Annotated in this window: 8 protein-coding genes; 4 read left to right on the top strand and 4 right to left on the bottom strand. The window is 60.2% G+C overall.

Translation table 11 applies throughout. From position 1 onward, the window contains the following. Window positions 1-134: 134 nt before the first annotated feature. Window positions 135-527: a hypothetical protein gene (locus FGQ67_RS09295; protein ID WP_138341607.1), complete on the bottom strand. Its 393-nt coding sequence runs from the start codon at window positions 525-527 to the stop codon at window positions 135-137. Between the two features lie 563 nt (window positions 528-1,090). Between FGQ67_RS09295 and FGQ67_RS09290 the strand changes: the two genes are divergently transcribed. The 4 genes from FGQ67_RS09290 (at window position 1,091) to FGQ67_RS09275 (ending at window position 3,777) form a co-directional block, all read left to right on the top strand. Next, the gene (locus FGQ67_RS09290; protein ID WP_138341605.1) at window positions 1,091-1,720 is read left to right on the top strand and encodes a class I SAM-dependent methyltransferase; all 630 of its coding nucleotides are present in this window, start codon (window positions 1,091-1,093) and stop codon (window positions 1,718-1,720) included. Then, on the top strand, window positions 1,707-2,312 hold the full coding sequence (locus FGQ67_RS09285) for a class I SAM-dependent methyltransferase (protein ID WP_138341603.1): 606 nt from the start codon (window positions 1,707-1,709) through the stop codon (window positions 2,310-2,312). Before FGQ67_RS09290 ends, FGQ67_RS09285 begins: the two co-directional genes overlap by 14 nt. A gap of 115 nt (window positions 2,313-2,427) precedes the next feature. After that, entirely contained in the window at window positions 2,428-3,258 is an 831-nt protein-coding gene (locus FGQ67_RS09280; protein WP_138341601.1) for a class I SAM-dependent methyltransferase, read from the top strand. Between the two features lie 252 nt (window positions 3,259-3,510). Then, the gene (locus tag FGQ67_RS09275; RefSeq protein ID WP_138341599.1) at window positions 3,511-3,777 is read left to right on the top strand and encodes a DegV family protein; all 267 of its coding nucleotides are present in this window, start codon (window positions 3,511-3,513) and stop codon (window positions 3,775-3,777) included. 115 nt (window positions 3,778-3,892) lie between these two features. Here the strand turns inward: FGQ67_RS09275 and FGQ67_RS09270 are convergent, their stop codons facing one another. From FGQ67_RS09270 to FGQ67_RS09260, 3 genes are all read right to left on the bottom strand, one after another. After that, a complete protein-coding gene (locus FGQ67_RS09270; protein ID WP_212746031.1) occupies window positions 3,893-4,777 on the bottom strand; it encodes an ROK family protein in 885 nt (294 codons plus the stop codon). Between the two features lie 79 nt (window positions 4,778-4,856). Beyond that, window positions 4,857-5,981, bottom strand: coding sequence for a glycoside hydrolase family 172 protein (locus tag FGQ67_RS09265; protein WP_171025291.1), 1,125 nt, complete (start codon window positions 5,979-5,981; stop codon window positions 4,857-4,859). A 12-nt stretch (window positions 5,982-5,993) separates the two neighbouring features. Next, window positions 5,994-6,392 (bottom strand): PTS sugar transporter subunit IIA, encoded by a 399-nt coding sequence (locus FGQ67_RS09260; RefSeq protein ID WP_138341598.1) that lies wholly within the window; start codon window positions 6,390-6,392, stop codon window positions 5,994-5,996. Window positions 6,393-6,415 lie beyond the last annotated feature (23 nt).

Here is a 6,415-nt window from a genome sequence, read left to right as displayed (position 1 = left end):
GCTCCGTCTCGCTCGCCAACAGCCCCTCGGGCGGCGCGGTGGCCACCATCGCGGTCCCCCTGTGCGGGGCCTGACGACTCAGGCCCCGCACACCGGCGTGGCTCGCACGGCAACGTAGCCCATAGACGGAACGATCAGAATGCTCGGCTTGTCAGGCGGTTTGCCCGTGATGTTGTAGCGCACCGTAGACGCTGATGGAGATGGCTGCGCGCGGGCACGAGCGCGCCGCCGCACCTCATGGCCTGTTTCTCGAGCATTTGGGGCGAGCGGCGTTCAAAAATGTGAAGCGGTTCCGCATGGCTCGGGATTGAGCCGGGGCGCGTCGTGGGGCGGGGTGGTAACGCAAAGTACTGGTCTTTGGGCACGTTAGGGGCGATGTTGGAACGCAGCGGCACGGCGAAGTCCCTGCGCTTCCCGCGGAAACGCAGCCTCACCACCACGATGCAGGGGCGATTGTGCTTAAGCATGAGCTCGCGGTCGCCCTCGACGAGGTCGAAGAAGTCCTGGGAGATGGATACGATCTTCATCGGTTACGCCCCCTTCATACGAAGCGGGGCCCGCATCGCTGCAGGCCCCTACAGGTGGGCGATATTCTACGCCTTGCGGCACCCCGTCGCCCACGGAGGTTAAACGTACACGTAAGCCGTACTCTGAAAGCCGCGGCTTCCGGCAAGTAGTTTATACCACGAAAGGTCACTTTCAATGCGCATAGCTCGCAAAATAACACTCGCTGGGCCGTCACCCCTGGCAGTTACCCTCCAATCTTCATTGGAGTCAGCAGGTCAATTCATATAGTTATGGGGGTGTATCCTAAAGGGAATCAAATTTATACCCCCATAACTAAGGAATTTTCTATTCCCACTCAATGACTAGAGCCCTGGTGTAATTGGCTGGATCACCGTTCCGGGAACCGGTATCGACCTACCTGCCCGCCAAGCTCCTTCTTCAGCTCCAGCCTAGTATCTGACTCGCGCTGTTATAAGCGAAAACCGAAGAGATGCATCTTAGCCAAGAAAAAAGGTTAGCCTTAACTTACTGTATGATTCGTGTGCTATAGTTAGATGGCTCTAACTGTTTGGGGGCGATGGCCATGCACGAACGCAAGGGCTTCTGGGACAAGAATGCCAGTCGGTACGACCGTTTCATGCGAAAGGACCGGGCGGCGTATGAGAAGATGTATGAGCTGATCAGGCCGGTGGTGAAAGCAAAAACCGTGCTGGAGGTTGCCACCGGCACGGGGCTTATCGCAAAGAGCATCGTGAATGTAGCGGCGCACATCGAGGCTACGGACGCTTCTGCACAGATGATCCTTGAAGCAAAGCGGGACAATCAATCCGCAAAGCTGCACTTTTCCGTTCAAGATATGTTCCGCCTGCCCTATGCACAGAAGTCCTTCGAAGTGGTGATCGCGTCCAACGCGCTTCACATAGTGCCGCATCCGGAAAAGGCCCCGCAAGAAATCAGGCGGGTGCTGAAGGACGACGGCGTACTCATCGCGCCAACCTTCACCCACGCGGACAACTCGGTTTCCGGTAAGGCAAAAGCCTTTTTCATGAGTATGGCGGGATTCCCCCTCCACAGCAGGTGGACAAGCGAGGAATACCTACGTTTCCTGCGTCAAAACGGCTGGGCGGTGCAGAAAAGCGCGGTGCTGAAGGCCTCGTTCCCGTTGACCTATGCGGAATGCACGAAATCGGAGGGTCCAGATGTCGTTCTTTGAAAACACCCGCAAGCCCGTGGGACTCGGCGGCAAACTTATGGTTGCCATGATGAATCTGGGCCACAGCCCTGTGGCGCGGTGGGGACTTCGATTTCTACGACTTACGCCAAACGCCAAGGTGCTGGATTGCGGCTGCGGCGGCGGGGCAAACATAAAACGGCTGCTGAAAAAATGCCCGCATGGCGTCGTCAAGGGCATCGACTATTCACCCGTCAGCGTGGAGAAGGCTAGAAAGCTCAACCGAATTGCAATTCAGGAGGGACGTTGCGCCGTTCTGCAAGGCAGTGTGGCGGATATGGTGTTTGAGGATAGCTACTTCGATGCCGCCACGGCCTTTGAGACCGTCTATTTTTGGCCTGATTTGCCCCGATGCTTCCGTGAGGTCTGGCGGACGCTGAAGCCAGGCGGGACAATTCTTATCTGCAACGAGAGCAATGGCGATACGGACAAGGACGAGAGGTGGACGCAGATCATCGGCGGCATGACCATCTACAAGGACATTGAATTAAAGACGTGTCTGGAGCAGGCGGGTTTTCACGAGGTGCAGGTACACAAAAAGAAAAGGTGGCTCTGCGTCACGGCGCGGAAGTAAGGGCATCAAGCACGGGCATTTTTGCATCCATCCTGCACATGGCGATAGGCATGACGGTCATAGCGGCTGTGCTGGCGGCAATTATGACAGTTTTTATTCACTGAGGAAGAAACCTATGAAATGTAAAATTGAGAAAAACACCGTGCAGGAGACACTGATCCTCCCACTGTATTCCCGAAAGCTGTGTACGGAGCTGTACCCGAACCTTTATAGGGATGAAACAGCGGTTCGTCTGCTCGACCAAATCGACTACGACTTTTCAGAGGCAGAGAAAAACTCCCGTAGCCTGATGCAGCGCTTTGGTGCGCTGGAGGTGGCCACACGGCAGAGTGATCTTGCTTTCGAGGTGCGGGATTACCTGAAAGGCCACCCCAATGCAGCGGTGGTCAATCTGGGCTGTGGGCTGGACAACACCGGCAGAACCTGCGACAACGGTAGATGCAAGATCTACAATCTGGACTTCCCGGATGTGATTGCCTTGCGGCAGCAGCTACTGCCCGCCGGGGATCGAGAACAAAATATCCCCTGCGATCTGAAAGACACCGCATGGTTTGGCAAAATTGATGCCTCCGGCGGGGCGGTGTTCTTTGCCTCCGGGGTGTTCTATTACTTTCTGACCCAGCAGGTCCGGGAACTGGTGCGGGGGATGGCGGATGCTTTCCCCGGTAGTGTGCTGGTCTTTGATGCTGCCAATCGGACGGCAGTAAAGATGATCGCAAAAACATGGCTTAAGACTGCAAAAATCAGGGATGTGGGGGCATATTTTGCGGTTTCGGATGCCGCCAAGGAAATCGGCACGTGGGACAGACGTCTGCAGGTCACAAGTCGCGGCTATATGCTGGGTTACAACGATTTGAGAGACCCTTCTGTCAGCGGCTTTTTCCGGTTTCTCGCAAGGGTCAGTGACAACGGGATGAAAATGCAAATCGTGAAAATAAGATTTTGAGTGGCAAAAATGAAGCGCGCTCACTTTGACGTTGAAGAAGACGGCTTTTACGGCACATATTGGGCGTGCAAGGACACGCGAGGGAGGCCGGACGTGGCCTTCCTCGTTTTTATTCATGGACTTTAGTCCGTGCCGCGCGGCATAGAAAGCCACCCGATCAGCGGGTGGAGGCCAATTTCCGCTACGCGACAAAAACCTTCCCCCTAGCATGAGGATTGTTCAGGTCATCATGCTAGGGGGAAGGTGATTGCTGTGGCCCAGAAAGCCAACAGCCTCGCGCACACGAAATGGCTGTGCAAGTACCGCCATCGCACCGAGGTCAAGCTCGTCGCCGCCATCGCCGAGAAGCACTTTGCCGTGAGCTGCACCTCGGCCTACGCCGACCTCTACGACCGCATGGAGCAGGCCCTGCGCGAGCGCGTGGCCAATGCGGTGGAGATCGTCCGCTCCGACATCAGCCCCGCGCTTCTTGTCCACACCGGTCCAAACCTCGTGGGTGTGGCGGTCCAGGGACTCTAGCGGAGGCGGGGCGTCCTGCCCAAAAACAAATGCAAAAGACGAGCGCTTCTTGCCGCCCAATTGGCAAGAAGCGCTCGTCTTTTCTTAACGCGTTGTATGGCGGAGAGAGCGCAAGCTACGCGAGCGCCCTTCTTGCCAGCTCGACCGCGCCGAGGATTCCTTGGTCGCCGCCGCAGCCCGGGGCGCAGATGTAGCTCTCTATGTCCTTAAGCTCGGCGGTCTGGATGTAGCCACCCAGATATTCGAGGGTCTTCTTGCGGACGATGCCGTAGAGCTGCTCCTGGTGCATCACGCCGCCGCCGAGGACGATGCGGCGAGGCGAGTACATGAGCACGAGGTTCGCGCACATCTGCCCCAGATAATCCCCCTCGAGCGCCCACACCTCAGCGTTGTCCGCGAGCTCGGCCGCGGGCTTTCCCCAGCGCGCGGCGATGGCGGGGCCGGAGGCGAGGCCCTCGAGACAGCTCGCGTGGCTCGGGCAGACGCAGCGTCCCTCCTCGGTGGGACGGGTCTTTACCAGCATGTGGCCGGCCTCGGGGTGCAGCATGCCGTGAAGGAGCCTGCCCGCGCACATGACGCCCGCGCCCACGCCGGTGCCGATGGTCACGTAGACGGCGTCCTCGAGCCCCTTGCAGCAGCCGAAGACCACTTCGCCGAGGCAGGCAACGTTCACGTCCGTGTCGTAGGTCACCGGAATCCCGAGGGCGTCGGCGAACGCGGCGCGAAGACCATAGCCTCGCCACGCGAGCTTGGGCGTCTGGAGGATGGAACCGTAGCGCCCATCTTTGGGGTCGACGCAGGTCGGGCCAAAGGCGCCGATGCCCAACGCGTCCACATCGCGGGCGGTGAACCACTCGACCATTTGCGGGACGGTCTCGGCGGGCGTAAGCGTCGGGGTCTCCATACGGTCGAGAACCTCGCCGTCGCCGGACACCACGGCACAGACCATCTTGGTCCCGCCGGCCTCGAGGGCGCCGAGCCTCATTTGCTTTTCGCTCATGTGGTCCTCCTTACAAAGGGACGCCCGCAGTCATGGTCAACCGCGGGCGCCCATAACGTTGGCTTGTTTCGAGGCGACCCTACCTGGGCACGCGGTCCTGCCTTGCGGCAAACGGGGCGAGCACGGCGTGCGGCTCGCTTTGGTACCAGTAGGCGACGGTGGAGATGTCGTCCTCGCGCTCGTAGAGCTTGATGTCGTCGTTGCCGAGGTCCTGGAACGTCACGCGCAGGTCCTCCTTGAACGAGATCGGGTCGGGAAGGTGCCACCTGTAGAGGCCGTGCCTGGGCAGCGCGTCGTCGTTGGTCGCGAGCATCGGGTTCGGGTTCGGCTTGCCCGCGCTGAAGCGGTCGCGCGTGGCGTCGCGCGTCGAGCGGTACGGGTAGCCGGCGAACAGCGTGTTGAAGCACTGCGCCTCGGGCAGCGCGTGGGGCGGCCTGTCGAGGAAGGCCCAGGCACCGCCGAAGTAGTCCTCGGCTCCCGTCGAGGTGACCGTGGGGAACTCCTCGTCGCCGTCGAGGAAGAACTTCATCTCGCCCTCGCCCCACCAATAGCGCTCCAAGGCGCACAGGGCCATGTAGGTGCCGGCGTAGTAGCCCTTACCGCGCACGCCGTCGAGCACGGTGTAGTCGACGCCCCTGCGGGTGCTGCGCTCGCGGTTAAAACGGGCGTGGAAGTACATGGCGTCGTCCGGCACGTCGGTGAGCGCGTAGTTGAACGTGTAGAAGATGTACTTAATGAACCCGGGGTGCTCGCTCGTAAGCGTGACCTTGGCGTGCTTCCTGAAAGGCATCTCGAAGTAGCAGTTCATGCCGCCCGTCGGGTTCACGCAGATGGGCATCGAGTTGACGATGGCGCGCTCACCGAAGCCGTTGCAGAAGAAGTCGCCGACAGGGCACTCGACCGAGGGGGTCTCCTCGTCGTCCCAGTAGAAGCGCAGCACGAGGTCGCGCATGACGAAGCTGCCGGCGGCGGTCTTGTCGGGGACGGTCATCCAGATGTGGCGGATGATGCCGGGGCCCTCGATGTCCGCGAGCGTGATGGTCTCGCCGGACTCAAGGGGCACGCAGCACGAGCCCTTGCGGCCGACGCCGAGGTGGCTGGCCGACATGGCGGCGCGGCCCTTCTCGCCCGTGATGTTCTCGGGGGTGATGGCGCGGCTTTCCTCACCGCCGTGCATCCACACGTCCTTAAGGAACTCTCTCATCGTCGACCTCCTCTATTCGTCGTCTTCGCACTCGGCGGAACTGGCACCGTTCACGTAGACGATCTGCTGGCGCGCCTCGTCGACGAGGGCGTCGAAGTCGAGTTTCTCGTCGGGGCGCGCGAGCGCGACCGTCATGGCGAGCGGGAGGTTGACACCCGCGATCACGTGGATCCGGTCGGAGGCGAAGCGGGAGAAGCGCTGGTTCACGCTGCCGCCGAGCGCGTCGGTGAGGACGACGACCTCGTCAGTGCCCGAAAGCGCCGCCTCGACCGCCGCGTCGAGCCCCTCGCCGTTGTCGTTCACGTAGGCGCACACGGCGTTGACGACGTCGCTCTTACCCGTAAGGAACTCGAGGGTGTCCTTGAAGCCCTGGGCGAGAAGGGAATGGCTCGCCACAACTATCTTTCTCATTGATTCACCAATCTCTTGGGTCG

The sequence above is a fragment of the Collinsella aerofaciens genome, from assembly GCF_005845035.1.
GTDB classification, from domain to species: domain Bacteria; phylum Actinomycetota; class Coriobacteriia; order Coriobacteriales; family Coriobacteriaceae; genus Collinsella; species Collinsella aerofaciens_I.
Note: the sequence above shows the minus strand (reverse complement) of the source record. Positions and strands in the feature narration are given on the sequence as shown.